The following is a 15676-nucleotide window of genomic DNA, read 5'->3' as shown; positions in this document are numbered from 1 at the left end:
TAAATCTATCCTGCGCATCATCTTTTTTATTAACTATCTATATTTAGCTAGTTGAGAATACGATTATTTCTTAAACTGTTTTTGTTTTATAAATAGTTTGCTTAAAAGTGGGCTCAATTAATAGAGCTAGCTATTTCGATCTTTTTTTCTTAAGCAGCTTTGTATTTTATGATTTCTAATTGCTTATTTTCTATTTTTGTTGCTAATTTATTTAAGTTTAAAGCCATTGATAAAAGGCAAATCTCACTTATTATATTTTCTTTTCCTCTATGGTGGAATCTATTGTAGTTTAGTCCTGACTTTATTTTTGAAAAAGCTCCTTCAGCTTGGATTGACCTATTTATTCTTTCTTCTATTCCTTGCTCTGATCTTATGTTTTCTAAGGATTCTTTCCTATATTTTTGGAATATTTCTGATATGTAGATTCCTTTGGTCTTTTGTCCATCTTTGTTCCAATCAAAACATCTATAGACTTTTGTAGTAGTTGTGTATCCACTTTTTCTTTCTCTGTACCTATCTGTGCACCTTATGAATTCCTTACCTTCTTCTGATATGTATTTGTCTGATGTTTTATCATATCTAAGGCTCTTTCTGAATTCGTCTTCTTTTTTATACTTTCTAGTTTTTAATTGTTCGTAGTTTGATGGTTTTATATATGATGTTAGCTTGTTTTCTGCAAGGTATACATAGTTTTCTTCACTTTCATATCCTGCATCTGCTACTATTTTGTTTAGTTTGTTTGGATAGTTTTTTAGTAGTTTATTTAGAAATGGTTTTAGGGTGTACATGTCGGATGGATGGTGGGATACATTTTCTCCTATGATGAAGCCTGATGCACTTGCTAGCTGAATGTTGTATGCTGGTTTTAATTGACCATTTCTCATGTGGTCTTCTTTCATTCTCATGAAGGTTGCATCATGGTCTGTTTTTGAGTAGGAGTTTCTGTGCTCTCCCATTATTTCTATATGTTTTTGATAGCTTTCTAGTTTGTTCTTCCAATCTTTGAGCTTTTCATAGTCTCGTTGGAGTTGGTGTTTTCTTTTTCCTTGTCCATGTACAAAGTTTATTTTATTTTCTGTACATTCTGTACTTATCTGATTGAATGCTATTCTTACTACTGCTAATACCTGTGATGGTGTTAGTTCTCTATTTAAATTAAAGTGCTTTATTATTTTTACTCTTAGTTTCTTTTGCCATTTTTCAATGCTTCCTCGCCACACGAAACTATATCTATTGGCGTAGGCTTCTATTTTTGTTCCATCTATGTAGATGCTTGATAAGTCTATTTGATTTTCTTCTATTAGTATTTGAATCATTTGGTTTAACAAGTTTGGTGCTAGTTCTACGATTTTTTGTCTAAATCTGTTTATTGTACTATGATCTGGTGGATTTTCTCCATCTAAAAGGTATTTTATCCTCAAATCATATTTGCATGATTTTTCTATATTTCTTGATGAGAATATTCCTTCTGAGTAGCAAAATATTATTATTTGTAGCATTGTTACTGGGTTTACTGTAGGTTTTCTTCCTAATGATGAGTAGACTTTTTTTAGTTCTGTTAGGTCTATCCTTTCGATTATATTTTTTACAAGCCTTAACTTAACATCATCGTAAACGTATATTTCTGTGTTAAAATTCAGTTTTAATTGAACTGTATCATCAACTAGTGTAAAATTAGTTAATGATGATGTATTGTTTTTAACGTTTATCATAAATACATTCTATCAGAAAAAGACGAGGATTTCAGTTTCCTCGTCTTTTTTCTATCTTAGGACTTTTGCAACAGCCCCATCTTTTCTACATTTCAATAATTTGACCGATATTTTCTTTCTCTGCTGCTTCTAAGATTTTTTGACCTACAACTAGATCGAGAACTGCAGATCCTGTTGTTTCAAAAAATGTGATTTCATCAGTACTTTCACGACCAACTACTTTTTCTAAAAGTTTTTCTCCAAGCTCACCAGTGATATCTTTATCTGGGTCAAAGTTTCCATTTTTAATTGGCTTTATAAAGTCTCCTGATTCACTAGCAGCTCCATCAAAGGTATCTACATATATTTTATCAGCGTTAGTTATTATATATTCTGGTATCTCACTCATTTCTGGAGTATAGGAACCTACTCCATTTATGTGACAACCTTTTTTAACTTTTGTGCCATCAAAAACAGGTTCTTTAGCTGTTGTTACAGTTGTGATTATATCTGCATTTTCTATTGCCTGATCAGCAGAATCTACAGCTTTTATCTCAAAATCAAAGCTATTTCTTAGTTTTTCCTTCATACGATTTACAAAATCTTTTGCACGATCTTTTGAAATATCAAAAACCCTTACTTCTTTTATATCTCTCACATTTAAAACTGCTTCAAGTTGAGTTTCTGCTTGACCGCCTGTGCCAAAAAGAGCAAATATTTTGCTATCAGGATTTGCTAGCTCGTCAGTCGCCGCTCCAGAAATTGCTCCCGTACGTAAACGAGTTAGGTAAGTTCCATCTATCAAAGAATTTACTTCTCCGGTTTCACTGTTTAAGGTAACCATAGTTGCAGGTACAGATGTTAGATTTTTGGCAATATTGTCTGGATAAACAGATACTATTTTTACTCCCAACGCATCTTGTCCTGGTACGTATCCATACATATATAAACTTTGTCCATTGTGCTCAGGCACATTTAAATTTGCACGAAGAGGAATATCTGTTTTTCCATTTGAATATTCTTTTAAAGCATCTTTTGTAGCAAAGATAGCAGCCTTCATATCCATAACTTTTTTAATATCATTTTCATTTAATACACGAATTTGCATAATAAATCCTTTCATAAAATTTGTAATATTTTGCCTTAATTATATAAAAATATTTTGTCAAAAACAATGTACTTTGAAAAATCAGGGTAAAAAGAAAGCAAAAGGAGGCTGATATGGCTAATAATTTATTAGAAGTAGATAATTTAAAATCTCGGTATGAGACTGACAAAAATGTGTTAGATGGATGCTCTTTTTCTATTGAAGAAAATGAAATAGTAGCTCTTGTGGGAAGTAATGGGTCTGGAAAAACCACCTTGATAAAAACTATTACCGACATTCATCCCAAATTTGATGCAAATAGAATAAATTTTCGTGGAAAAAACATTGATTTTTCTAATGAAGATTTTAAACTCAATCGTATTGCAGTTTTTTCTGAAGACAATAGTTTTAAGTATTGGACTTTTCGTGAGTACAATGAATTTTTGCACAAGGTCTACGATAGAGAAATTGATGAAGGATATCAAAACTATATGATAGAAAATTTTAATTTTACCCAGTACATAAATAAACCTGTCAAAGAACTTTCTATGGGAAATAAAAAGAAATTTTTTATAATTGCAGCCCTAGGATTAAGATTGCCTTTAGTAATCCTTGATGAGCCAGTGGATGGCCTAGATTTTGAAGGCTCAGTTTTTCTTTATAAAATTATACGCGAATACAAGAAATACGGGTCAATTTTTATGGCAAGCCATATTTTAGAATCCATTACAGAATCTTGTGATACATATATTTTGCTAGACCATGGCAAACTTTCAGACAAAACTACAGTCAACAGTGACCTAACATCTAAAAAAATTCTACAAAACTTTAAGGGGTAGGCTATGACCAAAGTTTTTTTAAAGGATATGCTCGATAGAAGAACAATCTTAAAATATTTTGTAGGTCTGGTTTTAATATATGTAGGAATGGATTTTTTAATTAACAAAGACCCGAATCTATTAAGCATAAATTTTGACTTAAGATTAGTACTTTTTGTATGTTTTGCCCTTTTTACCACTATATTTTATTTTGTAAAAACTTATACCAGCACCGAAAATACCTTGCTATATTATCAACTGCCGGTAAAACGCAAAAAGATAAATTTATCATTTATTTTAAGTTTAATAGTAGATTCGATAATTAGAAAATTTTTGCCACTTGCAGTTATAGCTTATGTTTTAAAGGCACCGATTGAATTTTATCCCATAATTTTACTTATGCTGCCAATTATTTGTATGCTTGGATCCTTACCTAGTAGTAGAAATATTGGAGGAGATAAGAAATTAATTGTATCTTTACTTTTGCTTGGCTCAATTGCCTTGATATTGTTTTTATTTTATAAGACTAGTTTAAGAATAGGAATGAAAGCTTTAATATCAATCCTGGCTATTTTTATATTAGTAATAATATTGAGTAAATTTTATTTAAATCAGGCTATATTTTCCCAACAAGAGATGGGATCTAACAGAAAGTTTAGGATTTCTAATTATTTCTTAAAATTTATCCTAGCAGAAAATGTATACTTGATTAATACCGTGGGTATTATTTTAATGATAATATTTGTTTCTATTATGATGCCAGGAGCAATTAAAATCCCACTTGCCCTAGCTATAGCAACAGTAAATACACCCTTGCTTACAATTTTGTCCACGGATGATGGACTTGCTACATATAAAAAAATGCTTCCAAAGTCAAATAAATCCTTGGATAAGGACTATATAAAAATCCTATTTATATATTTTGCCTTGGTACATTTGATAGTTTTATTAGCAAATCAAGTTCAGATGTCAGGAAAATTTGCTATTAGCCTAATTGCTTTTGCTATTTTTGATACACTTATGACATATTTTATGGAAAATAAATATCCGATAGTAGACAAAAAGACCACAATGGCGGTCTGGAAGTCGCCTAGAAAGTACATATTGGGTGCAGTTGTTTTTATCTTGTCTTTTTTAATATTTGTAATAATTTAAGGAGAGAGAAAAGTGAATAGAAAAGTTTTAAGAATTATCCTAGCAGTAATATGGTTTGTTGTGGCAATTTTATCTTACACAAGAAATGAGATGTCTTTTACAATTATCAGTGCAATTTTAGGTGTTCTATTTTTAGTATTTGCCTTTAAAACTGATGAAACCAGAAATAACCGTAGAAATTATTAACTAATAAAAAATCTCCAACTTGGAGATTTTTTTATTTTGGGTATAAATGTATTAACAATTATTTAAGAAAGGAATTAATATGGACAAAAGTAAAATAGAAAAAATTATTGGTATTATAGCAATGCTTTTCTCAGTTTACATGTTTTTTGACAAGAGAGGTGGAGTAGGCTTTCTAGTTCTTATTGTTGGAGCTATTGTTTATGGAGTTGGCAAAAAAGAAGAAAACGAAAATACTAATTATGTACCTAAATAAGTAATATTGTATTTTTAAATCTCCCTTATAGGGGAGATTTTTTGTACATATTTATAAAAAAGTTAGAGGATAATATGCAAAAAGTTCAATTAGAAAAAATATTTGGAATTTGCTTAATAATTATGTCAGTATTTATGTTTGTTAAAAAATATGGTGGTTTAGGATTCCTTATCTTTTTAATAGGTCTAGGATTATATATTTATAGTAGAAGAGGGACAGATTATAAATCAATGTAGCAAAAAAGGACCTTTAAAGGTCCTTAATTTTTTTAAAATTATTTATGAAGGATGTCTCCACTTTCAGCATCTAGTTCTACATCATCTCCGTCTTCAACATTGATTTTGTAAACTAATTTCCCTTCATCATTGCTTTCTATTTCGTATGATTTTACATATCCTTCGTTATTTTCTAAAGCTTTATCCATGGCTTCTTTTGGAGAAATTATACTTACAAAATCAATTGCTACATTATCTTTAACTTCTTCATCTGTTTCTTCTTCTTGAGCTAAAACTTCTCCGCTTTCAGCATCTATTTTTGCTTCATATTCTTTGTTTTCATCAAAGCCTTGGATATCATAAACGTAGTTATCATCATCTTCATCTAATTCTACCGAAGAAACTTCTACGCCTTCTGATGGGAATGTTTCTTTAAATTTATCAACAGCATCATCAAGGCTAATGTCAAATTCTTTTTCTTCTATACCTGTTTTTAGATCATCTATTTTATCTTCTACATCATCTTTTTTATCTTCTACATTATCTTTTGTTTTCTCAGCCTCTTCTGTAACTGCTGCTTCAGTATTGTTTTTAGCATCCTTTGCATTATCTTTTGCTTTTTGAGCATTTTCTCCACCGCAAGCTGTAAGAACAGTTGCTAATACGAGAGCTGAAGCTCCATATTTTAAATTTTTAAATTTCATAAAACCCTCCTTAATGAAATTTGTGTTATTAATATACTACCTTAAATTTATTAAACAAGTTTAGATATATATTAATTATAATCCTAGCTATTGATCAAGTTTATTTAAATCATATTTACTAATCATATTTTTTATATCGTCAAGTTCAGTATTTTCATCTATACTAACACCAATTTGTACGCTAGATTCTACAAGGGGTGATCCCGCTAGAACTACCTTTTCTTTTAAATCATCATCTAGCATTTCGTAAGCTGTTTCACAATTCATCATAGATGATCCTAAATCAAAAAATACTACTAGACCATCTTCAGCAAGCCTTGTCATTTTTTCGTTTATTTCTTCAAAATTTGAACCTAGCTCACCATCTTCTGTACCACCAGAGTATTCTATATTTACACCACCAGCCATTTGTCCTACTAATTCAGTGAGACCTTCGGCTAATTTGTGGCTGTGGCTTGCTATTAAAATATTAATCATTTATTTCTCCTAATCCTGTTTTTATCATTATATATGAACTTGCTGCACCTGGATCTATGTGACCAATTGATCTTTCACCCACATAGGATGCTCGTCCCTTATTTGCTTTTATATCTTTTGTTTTATTCATAGCTTCTTCGGCAACTTTTATAACTTCATCATAAGTTTTGCCTTCATTTAATGCATCTGCAACTGGCTCTAAGACATCAACCATAGTTTTATCGCCAACTTCAGCTTTTCCTCTTTGTTTGACACCTTCAAGACCGCTAGCAAAAGCTTTATTTAATGTATCACGATCTAAATCACTTATATCTTTTAAGCTTGCGGCAAATTTCATAAAAAATGAACCATAAAGTGGACCGCTTGCTCCACCTACTTTTGATAACAATGTAGTAGCTACTTTGTTAAATAATGTTTTATAATCTACAAAGTCATCCTCTATAGCTTCTTTAGTAACTTTAAAGCCCTTAGCCATATTTGAACCGTGGTCAGCATCACCTATTGATCTATCAAGCTCTGTTAGATAATCTTTATTTTCTATAATTTCGTCTGCAATTTTATTTATTATTTCTTGTACTTGTTTAATTTCCATTTTTTCACTACTTTCTAACTATATCTACTTCTTGGTCAAGTAATTTTAATCTCTCATCATCTACTTTGTAAAGAGTGATTGAAAAACCTGCCATATCCATGCTTGTCATAAAGTTTCCAATATATGTTCGGGCAACTTTTATATTTTTTTCTGCTAGGTAATCAGCAATACAATTATTGATCACATATAGTTCCATTTCTGGAGTGGCACCCATGCTATTTACCATTACTGCATATTTACTATCGTTATCTTTTATTTCTTCTAGTAATCTATCAACCATTTCTTTTACAATTTCATCGGCTGATTTCATTTCTTCTTTTTTGATGCCTTCTTCTCCATGTATACCGATACCCATTTCTAATTCGTCATCAGAAAGCTCAAAACTTTCTTTGCCATCAGATGGGTTTGTACATGGTTTGGTTGCCATACCTATAGTTTTTATGTCTTCTATAATTTTTTGGGCTGCTTTTTTTATTTCTTTTAGACTTGCACCGTTTTCAGCCATTGCACCTAAAGTTTTGTGAACAAAGATAGTTCCTGCAACACCACGTCGATCTTCTTTTTTATCTACAACTATATCATCGTTTACAATTATATAGTCAACGTCAATATCTTCCATTTCAGCCATCTCTTTTGCCATTTCAAAGTTCATTACATCACCTTGGTAGTTTTTAATGATCATAAAAACTCCTTTGCCAGCATCAGCTTTTTTTATAGCTTCGAAAACTTGGTCTGGGGTAGGAGATGTGAAAACTTCGCCAGCAACAGCACAATCTAGCATGCCACGACCTACATAACCTGCGTGTGCCGGTTCATGACCTGATCCTCCGCCAGAAATAATACCAACTTTGCCATCAACTGGTGAATCTATTCTTGCAATTACATTTGTATCTGGAATCCTCTCTATTTTATTTGGATTAGCTTTAACCAAACCGTCTAGCATTTGGTCAACTAATTTTTCTGGACTATTAATGATTTTTTTCATATTTACCTCCAAGTATAAATTCATACTAATAATTTTATACCCACAAAGCCCTGTAAAGTAAGATTGAATTTTCCGGCTAAAATAGTATACTTTATGAGTAATTAATAAAAAATTAAAGGTCAGAGTTAGTCAAAATTTGACCTGTTATATATATTTATATTACTAAAGGCAAATGTAAATTTTAGCCTTTTTATTTAAGAAAGGATAAATCTTTGCAAAAATTCAAAATTAATTCTGATTATAAACCTAGGGGTGATCAGCCAGAAGCAATAGATGCCCTTGCAGATGGTTTAAATCAAGGTAAAAAACATCAGATACTTCGTGGTGTAACTGGTTCTGGAAAAACTTTCACCATGGCAAATATAATAGAAAAAGTTCAAAGACCAACTTTAATTTTGGCTCACAATAAAACTTTGGCTTATCAGTTATTTACTGAATTTAAGGAATTTTTCCCAGATAATGCTGTGGAATACTTCGTTTCTTACTATGATTACTACCAACCAGAAGCATATGTTGCAGCTACTGATACTTATATTGCAAAAGATTCATCAATCAATGATGAGATTGATAAGATGCGTCATTCTGCAACCATGGCTCTTTTTGAAAGACGAGATGTGATTATTGTGGCATCTGTTTCTTGTATTTATGGTTTGGGAGATCCGATAGATTATAAGGAGCTTGTAGTTTCACTAAGACCTGGTCAAGAGATTGCTCCAGAAGAAGTAATGAGAAAACTAATCGATGTTCAATATGTGAGAAATGATATTGACTTTGATAGGGGAACTTTTAGAAAACGTGGAGACATCCTAGATGTATTTCCAGCCGGTTTTGACCAAAAAGCAATTCGCTTTGAGTTTTTTGGAGATGAGATTGAAGAAATTTCCGAATTTGACTCATTAACAGGAAAAGTAACTGCAAAATTATCCCACGCCTACATTTATCCTGCCAGCCACTATGCGACAACTAGTGAAAAAACAAAAAAAGCTATTATAACAATAGAAGAAGAGTTAGAAGATCAACTAAAATATCTTAATGATAATAATAAACTGCTAGAAGCTCAAAGACTTGAACAAAGAACACGTTATGATATAGAGATGCTAAAAGAAATTGGTTTTTGTTCAGGGATAGAAAATTATTCTAGGCATTTAAGTCAAAGAGAACCAGGCAGCAGACCATATACACTTATAGATTATTTTCCAGAAGACTTTGTACTAATGGTCGATGAGTCTCACGTATCCATTCCACAAGTTGGGGGTATGTATGAAGGGGACAGGGCTCGTAAGCAAAACTTAGTTGATTATGGTTTTAGATTACCATCTGCCCTTGATAATAGACCATTAAAATTCAATGAATTTGAGTCGTTGGTAAATCAAGCTATTTACGTTTCAGCGACACCAGGTCCATATGAAATGGAAAAAACTGGTGGGAAAATGGTTGAACAAATTATCCGTCCAACAGGACTACTTGACCCATTAGTTGAGCTAAGACCAACTGAAAATCAAATAGATGACTTGATTGAAGAAATCTATAAGACAACAGAAAAAGGCGATAGGACCTTGGTTACAACTTTAACTAAAAAAATGGCAGAAGATTTGACCACATATTTAACAGAAAATGGTATCAAGGTAAAATATCTGCACTCAGATATAAAAACAATCGAAAGATCTGAAATTATCCGTGAATTGCGTTTGGGAGAATTTGATGTACTTGTCGGTATCAACCTCCTAAGAGAGGGTCTTGATATTCCAGAGGTAAGTCTAATTGCAATATTAGATGCAGATAAGGAAGGATTTTTACGTTCAGAAACATCCCTTATCCAAACCATTGGTCGTGCAGCTAGAAATAGCGAAGGTCATGTAATTATGTATGGAGATGCCATTACCAAATCAATGCAAAAAGCCATGGATGAAACAGCCCGTCGCCGTGATATTCAAATGAAATTTAATGAAGACCATGGCATTACCCCACAAACTATTAGAAAAAATATTGGGGAAATGATACAAATTACAAAGGCAGCTGAAGAAGCTGAAATAGAAGAATTTAATAGAGAAGACGTAGACGAAATCTTAATTAATCTTGAAAGTCAAATGTATAAGGCAGCCGAAGAACTAGACTTTGAAAGAGCTGCAAATATTCGCGATCAGATTAAACAGATGAAAGAAAATTTCGTAGGAGTATGATTTGACAGAACATGACATAGTTATAAAAGGTGCTCGCACCAACAATTTAAAAAATGTTGATATAACATTGCCACGCGATGAAATGATAGTTTTTACAGGGCTTTCCGGATCAGGAAAGTCCACTTTAGCCTTTGACACTATTTATGCAGAAGGTCAAAGACGCTATGTAGAAAGCTTATCATCATATGCCAGACAATTTTTGGGCAATGTTGACAAACCAGATGTAGATAGCATAGAAGGACTTTCTCCTTCTATATCAATTGACCAAAAAACAACAAATAGAAACCCGAGATCAACCGTAGCCACAGTTACAGAAATTTACGATTATTACAGACTTTTGTATGCAAGAATTGGAGATGCATATTGCCCAATTTGTGGCAAAAAAATTGAGGCCCAATCTATCGATCAGATGGTAGATAAGATTCTAGAATTACCAGAAAAAACTAGGATTCAAATCCTTGCACCAATGATACGTGGCAAAAAAGGCCAACACAAAAAAGCTTTAGAAAATATTCGAAAACAAGGGTTTGTAAGGGTTGTGATAGACGGTGAACGCCACGACTTAGAAGAAGATATAGAACTTTCAAAAACTAAAAAACATGATATTTCAATAATTGTAGATAGAATTGTAATCAAAGAAGGTATTGAGTCAAGACTTACTGATTCTCTAGAAACGGCACTTGGACTTGCAGATGGCATTGTTTTAATAGATGTCATTGATGGAGATTCCTTTATGCTAAGCAGTAAACTTGCTTGCCCAGATGGTCACGTTTCCTTACCAGAAATAACACCAAATATGTTTTCGTTTAACGCACCACTTGGCATGTGTCCAGATTGTAACGGACTTGGTTTTCACTTACAAATTGACCCAGAATTAGTAATTCCGGATATGAATTTATCAATAAACCAAGATGCAGTAGATGCTTATAGTGGCTCTGCCAAAGATTCTTACTACTATCAAACAATAAGAGCTATAGCTGATCATTATGACTTTTCTTATGATGAGCCATTAAAAAATGCGCCGAAGGGATTAGTTGATGATATTTTGTATGGAACAAATTACGACTTATCATTTGTATTTGACTCTAGATTTTCTGGAAGGAAAAGATATAAGGGCAAATTTGAAGGAGCAGTTACAAATCTTGCTGATAGATATGAAAGGACTAATTCTGAAAGCCAAAGAAAAAGATTTAGAGAATACATGGGTGAAGAGGAGTGTAAAACTTGCCATGGAGATAGATTAAAGCCAGAAGTTTTATCAATTAAAGTTGATCAAACAAATATAGCTGATCTTACAAAATTATCTGTAGAAAACTCTGTAAAATTCTTTAAAGACTTAGAATTATCAGAAATGAAGGCAAATATTGCAGAGCTGATAATAAAAGAAATAGAATCCAGACTTAAATTTTTAAATGATGTGGGTCTTGGATATTTAACCCTTAACCGTTCTGCATCAACTCTATCTGGGGGAGAAAGTCAAAGGATAAGACTTGCAACTCAAATCGGATCAGGTTTAGTTGGAGTTTGCTATGTTCTGGATGAGCCATCAATAGGTTTGCACCAAAGAGATAATGATAGGTTGATAGCATCTCTTAGAAATTTAACTGATATAGGAAATACTCTAATAGTTGTAGAACACGATGAAGATACTATCCGCGAAGCAGATTTTATAGTAGATATTGGGCCAAAGGCTGGTGTTCACGGTGGAGAAATAGTTGCCAAGGGATCGGTAGATGATATTATAAAATCCAAAAAATCTATAACTGGAGATTATTTATCTGGCAGAAAAGTAATCCCAATCCCAGAAGAACGTAGAACAAGTGATAAATTTATAGAAATAAAAGGAGCCTGTGAAAATAACCTAAAGGGCATAGATGTAAAAATCCCTATAGGTGTTCTTACATCAGTAACAGGAGTATCTGGCTCAGGCAAATCATCACTAGTAAATGAAATATTGTATAAATCAGTTACTAAAAAATTAAATAAAACTAAAGTACACCCAGGAAAGCACGACGAAATTCTAGGACTTGATCAAATTGATAAGGTAATAGCCATTGACCAATCACCAATAGGGCGCACCCCAAGATCTAATCCAGCAACCTACACAAAAGTTTTTGACCATATACGCGACGTTTTTGCCATGACCAATGAAGCAAAAATGAAGGGATACAATAAAGGAAGATTTTCATTTAATGTAAAAGGTGGACGTTGCGAAGCTTGCAAGGGTGATGGTACTATAAAAGTGGATATGATGTTTTTACCAGATGTATATGTACCTTGTGAAGTTTGCCATGGCAAACGCTACAACAGAGAAACTCTGGAGGTAAAATACAAGGGTAAGGATATATCAGAAGTTTTAGATATGACAGTAGAAGAAGGCATAGAATTTTTTGCTAATCATCCTCCAATTGTTAGAAAACTTCAAACCTTATACGATGTAGGACTTGGTTATATAAAAATAGGCCAACCATCCACAGAATTATCTGGTGGTGAGGCCCAAAGGGTAAAACTTGCTACAGAACTTGCAAAAGTTGGTACAGGTCAAACACTTTATATTTTAGATGAGCCAACAACAGGTCTTCATATGGCAGATGTTCATAAACTAATCGATGTTTTAAATAGGTTAGTTGATCAAAATAATACTGTAGTAGTAATTGAGCATAACCTAGATGTGATAAAAGTATCAGATTATCTAGTAGACCTAGGCCCAGAAGGCGGAGATGGCGGCGGTACCCTAGTAGGCTGTGGCACTCCAGAAGAACTTGCAAAAAATAAAAAGTCCTATACAGGTAAATATCTAAAAAAAATATTTGATGAAAATAAAAAATAGGAGAGAATAATGGGTTTAGAAGAAAAAAGAAATGATGAAAAAGACAATAATGTAGATACGAATAAAAATGGTAGAGCTATTAGCTTTTCAACAGGAGATGGCAATGATTTTGTAATAGATTTACCTAGCGCTATACCTGGAGAAGAGAATATAAATACAAATGATATGAATGATGAAGAAATAGAAGATTTAATTTCACAAATTGATTCAAATAATGCAGAAATTGAAGATCTATTGCACGAGATGGGAGTGAAAGATATAAATAAGCTCCTTGAAGGTGACTATTCTGATTTAGATTAATATCAATATACTAACTGGTACAAATTTTGTGCCAGTTTTTTATTGTTATAATTCATAGCTTATTAATTTATAAATATATAAAATAATTCTAGATTATGATATAATCTTATTGAAAAAAAATAGAAAGGATAAGCTATGATTGAAATAAAAAATGTTTCGAAGACATTTGGCAGTATCAAAGCCTTAGATGATGTATCATTTAGGGTGGAAGATGGTGATGTTTTTGGTGTGATAGGTCAAAATGGTGCCGGAAAATCTACACTTTTTAGATGTATAATGAACTTTTTTGATGACTATGATGGCTCTATTAGCTATGATGAGAAAAATATTAAGGATGTTCCTTTAGAAAAAATTGGATTTTTGCCTGAAGAAAGATCCCTTTCTCCTAAAAAAACCATAGAAGAAGAAATCAGGTATTTTGCAAAACTTAATCAAATGACACATATTCCAGATGAAGATTTACAAAGATGGTTTGATAGATTTGAAATAAAAGGAAAACTTACTGATAAGATCAAATCACTTTCAAAAGGGAATCAACAAAAGGTACAACTTTTGGCAGCGGTCATTTATAAACCAGAATTTGTAATTTTGGATGAACCACTTTCAGGTCTAGATCCATATAATATCAGACTTCTAGAAGATATTATAAAAGAATTAAACGCCATGGGCATGACAATTTTATTTTCCTCCCACAATATGGAAAATGTAGAAGCTCTTTGTAATAAACTTGTGATGATTAAAAATGGACAAATAGTTTTAAATGGCACTCCGCAAGAAATTAGAAACTCATTCCCAAGGGATAAAGTTTTAATAGAGACAGATAAAGATTTGCTGCCTATAATTGATGGTAAAGCAAAATCTTATACTAAAAATGGCAATTTTTGGAATGTATATTTAAATGACCCTGAAGATAGCAAGATGATTTATGAAGATATAAATAAAAATCTTGGATTTGTATCACAATTTAGCCAAGCTGCCCCAAGCTTAAATGAAATCTTTGCAAAGGTGGTGGAAAGTCATGAATAGAAGAAAGATTGTTATGCTAGAAACCCTAAAAAATCACCTGAAATCGGGAAGTTTTTGGGCAATGATTTTACTTCCAATAGTTTTTGGTATATTGGGTGGTCTAGGAGGATATTTTGCTAACAACTCAGATAATAGCAAAATGGGCATAGTAGCAAGTGAAGATTTTAAAAATTATTTCGATAATGAAGATTATAAATTTGTAAAAGAAGATGAAATTGATGATCTGATTGATAATAAAGAAATATCTTCATATGCAAAAATAAAAGAAGAAAACGGTCAGATAATTGTAGATTTTAATGAAGCTGATGCATCAACGTCCGAAACATTCAAGTTTCAAGAGATTTTAAATAATATCCAAAATACTATAAATGAAGAAAATGCAAATCTAGATCAAATTCAGCAAGAAGCTTTGGCTAAAACACCTGTTATAAATAAAATCTCAGATGAAAAGTCAGACAATAAGTTAGCAGGGCAAGTTATATACTTTGTACTGATGTTTTTAATGTATATGGTTCTAATGAGCTTTGTAAACCTAGTTTTAGCTGATATTGCAACAGAAAAAGGCACAAAGATGATAGAATTTATCTTCTCATCTGTAAAGCCTGGAGATTATTTTGCGGGCAAGATGTTTGGTAACTTTATAGCAGTTTTTGTACAAATTTTTATATATGTAATCTTTGCTATCATAGGACTTTTAGTTGTGAAATCAAAAGGAATCCTAGATGGAATTGATTTATCCTTTAATTTAACAGCTTCTAGTTATGGAATGATTGTAGAAATAGCCTTACTATTTGCCCTAGGAATATTTGTTTTTCTAGTAATAGCTGGTATGCTAGGGTCTTTTGCAACAAAGGTTGAAGATGCTGGAAAGATGGGCACTCCACTAATATTTGCTACTGTAATTTTATTTTTTCTAGCAATTAATCTTCAAAACAAGGGTGATATAATGCTAACAAAGGTGCTTAGTTATGTGCCATTTGCTTCTACATTTTTTATGCCACTTAGACTTTTAAATGGATATGCGGGTCTTACGGAAGGTATTATTTCAATAGCTATTCTAATCATTACCATATTGTTAGTTTATAGATTTGGAGAAAGAGTTTATAAGAGAAATATACTAAATTATTCTACTGATAATTGGTTTACTAGAAGAAAGAGATAGTATTAATAATATAGT

At 32.0% G+C, this 15676-nt stretch carries 16 protein-coding genes; 10 read left to right on the top strand and 6 right to left on the bottom strand.

What is annotated here, in order from left to right:
• Positions 1 to 149 precede the first annotated feature (149 nt).
• A complete protein-coding gene (locus DY249_RS06360; protein WP_115595575.1) occupies positions 150 to 1712 on the bottom strand; it encodes an IS1182 family transposase in 1563 nt (520 codons plus the stop codon).
• 85 nt (positions 1713 to 1797) lie between these two features.
• Positions 1798 to 2799, bottom strand: coding sequence for an ornithine cyclodeaminase family protein (locus DY249_RS06355; protein WP_115595574.1), 1002 nt, complete (start codon positions 2797 to 2799; stop codon positions 1798 to 1800).
• Positions 2800 to 2912: 113 nt separating this feature from the next.
• On the opposite strand from DY249_RS06355, the gene DY249_RS06350 reads away from it, so the two are divergent.
• The 5 genes from DY249_RS06350 to DY249_RS09165 all read left to right on the top strand — a co-directional run bounded on the left by DY249_RS06350 (position 2913) and on the right by DY249_RS09165 (position 5426).
• A complete protein-coding gene (locus DY249_RS06350) occupies positions 2913 to 3617 on the top strand; it encodes an ATP-binding cassette domain-containing protein (RefSeq protein WP_115595573.1) in 705 nt (234 codons plus the stop codon).
• A gap of 3 nt (positions 3618 to 3620) precedes the next feature.
• On the top strand, positions 3621 to 4751 hold the full coding sequence (locus tag DY249_RS06345) for a hypothetical protein (protein ID WP_115595572.1): 1131 nt from the start codon (positions 3621 to 3623) through the stop codon (positions 4749 to 4751).
• Positions 4752 to 4763: 12 nt separating this feature from the next.
• The gene (locus tag DY249_RS09175) at positions 4764 to 4937 is read left to right on the top strand and encodes a hypothetical protein (protein WP_172540070.1); all 174 of its coding nucleotides are present in this window, start codon (positions 4764 to 4766) and stop codon (positions 4935 to 4937) included.
• Between the two features lie 79 nt (positions 4938 to 5016).
• Positions 5017 to 5190: a hypothetical protein gene (locus DY249_RS09170; protein ID WP_172540069.1), complete on the top strand. Its 174-nt coding sequence runs from the start codon at positions 5017 to 5019 to the stop codon at positions 5188 to 5190.
• A gap of 74 nt (positions 5191 to 5264) precedes the next feature.
• Complete coding sequence (locus tag DY249_RS09165) at positions 5265 to 5426, top strand: hypothetical protein (RefSeq protein ID WP_172540068.1); 162 nt, start codon at positions 5265 to 5267, stop codon at positions 5424 to 5426.
• 38 nt (positions 5427 to 5464) lie between these two features.
• Here DY249_RS09165 and DY249_RS06335 read toward each other — a convergent pair whose 3' ends face one another.
• From DY249_RS06335 to dhaK, 4 genes are all read right to left on the bottom strand, one after another.
• Positions 5465 to 6109, bottom strand: a complete 645-nt coding sequence (locus DY249_RS06335; RefSeq protein ID WP_115595570.1) for a PepSY domain-containing protein — start codon at positions 6107 to 6109, stop codon at positions 5465 to 5467.
• A gap of 87 nt (positions 6110 to 6196) precedes the next feature.
• On the bottom strand, positions 6197 to 6586 hold the full coding sequence (dhaM, locus tag DY249_RS06330) for a dihydroxyacetone kinase phosphoryl donor subunit DhaM (protein ID WP_115595569.1): 390 nt from the start codon (positions 6584 to 6586) through the stop codon (positions 6197 to 6199).
• Positions 6579 to 7178: a dihydroxyacetone kinase subunit DhaL gene (gene dhaL, locus DY249_RS06325; protein WP_115595568.1), complete on the bottom strand. Its 600-nt coding sequence runs from the start codon at positions 7176 to 7178 to the stop codon at positions 6579 to 6581. The genes dhaM and dhaL overlap by 8 nt, the downstream gene beginning before the upstream one ends.
• A 7-nt stretch (positions 7179 to 7185) precedes the next feature.
• A complete protein-coding gene (gene dhaK, locus DY249_RS06320; protein ID WP_115595567.1) occupies positions 7186 to 8163 on the bottom strand; it encodes a dihydroxyacetone kinase subunit DhaK in 978 nt (325 codons plus the stop codon).
• Between the two features lie 212 nt (positions 8164 to 8375).
• Between dhaK and uvrB the strand changes: the two genes are divergently transcribed.
• From uvrB to DY249_RS06295, 5 genes are all read left to right on the top strand, one after another.
• Complete coding sequence (gene uvrB, locus DY249_RS06315) at positions 8376 to 10343, top strand: excinuclease ABC subunit UvrB (RefSeq protein WP_115595566.1); 1968 nt, start codon at positions 8376 to 8378, stop codon at positions 10341 to 10343.
• A 1-nt stretch (position 10344) separates the two neighbouring features.
• The gene (gene uvrA, locus DY249_RS06310) at positions 10345 to 13173 is read left to right on the top strand and encodes an excinuclease ABC subunit UvrA (protein ID WP_115595565.1); all 2829 of its coding nucleotides are present in this window, start codon (positions 10345 to 10347) and stop codon (positions 13171 to 13173) included.
• 9 nt (positions 13174 to 13182) lie between these two features.
• Positions 13183 to 13473 carry a hypothetical protein gene (locus DY249_RS06305; RefSeq protein ID WP_101539434.1) on the top strand — a complete coding sequence of 97 codons (291 nt, stop codon included), beginning with the start codon at positions 13183 to 13185 and terminating at the stop codon, positions 13471 to 13473.
• A 135-nt stretch (positions 13474 to 13608) separates the two neighbouring features.
• Positions 13609 to 14499, top strand: coding sequence for an ABC transporter ATP-binding protein (locus tag DY249_RS06300; RefSeq protein WP_115595564.1), 891 nt, complete (start codon positions 13609 to 13611; stop codon positions 14497 to 14499).
• The gene (locus DY249_RS06295; protein WP_172540067.1) at positions 14492 to 15661 is read left to right on the top strand and encodes an ABC transporter permease; all 1170 of its coding nucleotides are present in this window, start codon (positions 14492 to 14494) and stop codon (positions 15659 to 15661) included. Before DY249_RS06300 ends, DY249_RS06295 begins: the two co-directional genes overlap by 8 nt.
• Positions 15662 to 15676: the final 15 nt, after the last annotated feature.

It is taken from the genome of Anaerococcus octavius, from assembly GCF_900445265.1.
Classification (GTDB): domain Bacteria; phylum Bacillota; class Clostridia; order Tissierellales; family Peptoniphilaceae; genus Anaerococcus; species Anaerococcus octavius.
Note: the sequence above shows the minus strand (reverse complement) of the source record. Positions and strands in the feature narration are given on the sequence as shown.

Excerpts from the sequence above, each read along its gene's own strand:
- DY249_RS06360 (WP_115595575.1), bottom strand. The coding sequence starts at position 1,712 with ATGATAAACGTTAAAAACAATACATCATCATTAACTAATTTTACACTA.
- DY249_RS06355 (WP_115595574.1), bottom strand. The coding sequence starts at position 2,799 with ATGCAAATTCGTGTATTAAATGAAAATGATATTAAAAAAGTTATGGAT.
- DY249_RS06350 (WP_115595573.1), top strand. The coding sequence starts at position 2,913 with ATGGCTAATAATTTATTAGAAGTAGATAATTTAAAATCTCGGTATGAG.
- DY249_RS06345 (WP_115595572.1), top strand. The coding sequence starts at position 3,621 with ATGACCAAAGTTTTTTTAAAGGATATGCTCGATAGAAGAACAATCTTA.
- DY249_RS09170 (WP_172540069.1), top strand. The coding sequence starts at position 5,017 with ATGGACAAAAGTAAAATAGAAAAAATTATTGGTATTATAGCAATGCTT.
- DY249_RS09165 (WP_172540068.1), top strand. The coding sequence starts at position 5,265 with ATGCAAAAAGTTCAATTAGAAAAAATATTTGGAATTTGCTTAATAATT.
- DY249_RS06335 (WP_115595570.1), bottom strand. The coding sequence starts at position 6,109 with ATGAAATTTAAAAATTTAAAATATGGAGCTTCAGCTCTCGTATTAGCA.
- dhaM (WP_115595569.1), bottom strand. The coding sequence starts at position 6,586 with ATGATTAATATTTTAATAGCAAGCCACAGCCACAAATTAGCCGAAGGT.
- dhaL (WP_115595568.1), bottom strand. The coding sequence starts at position 7,178 with ATGGAAATTAAACAAGTACAAGAAATAATAAATAAAATTGCAGACGAA.
- dhaK (WP_115595567.1), bottom strand. The coding sequence starts at position 8,163 with ATGAAAAAAATCATTAATAGTCCAGAAAAATTAGTTGACCAAATGCTA.
- DY249_RS06305 (WP_101539434.1), top strand. The coding sequence starts at position 13,183 with ATGGGTTTAGAAGAAAAAAGAAATGATGAAAAAGACAATAATGTAGAT.
- DY249_RS06300 (WP_115595564.1), top strand. The coding sequence starts at position 13,609 with ATGATTGAAATAAAAAATGTTTCGAAGACATTTGGCAGTATCAAAGCC.
- DY249_RS06295 (WP_172540067.1), top strand. The coding sequence starts at position 14,492 with ATGAATAGAAGAAAGATTGTTATGCTAGAAACCCTAAAAAATCACCTG.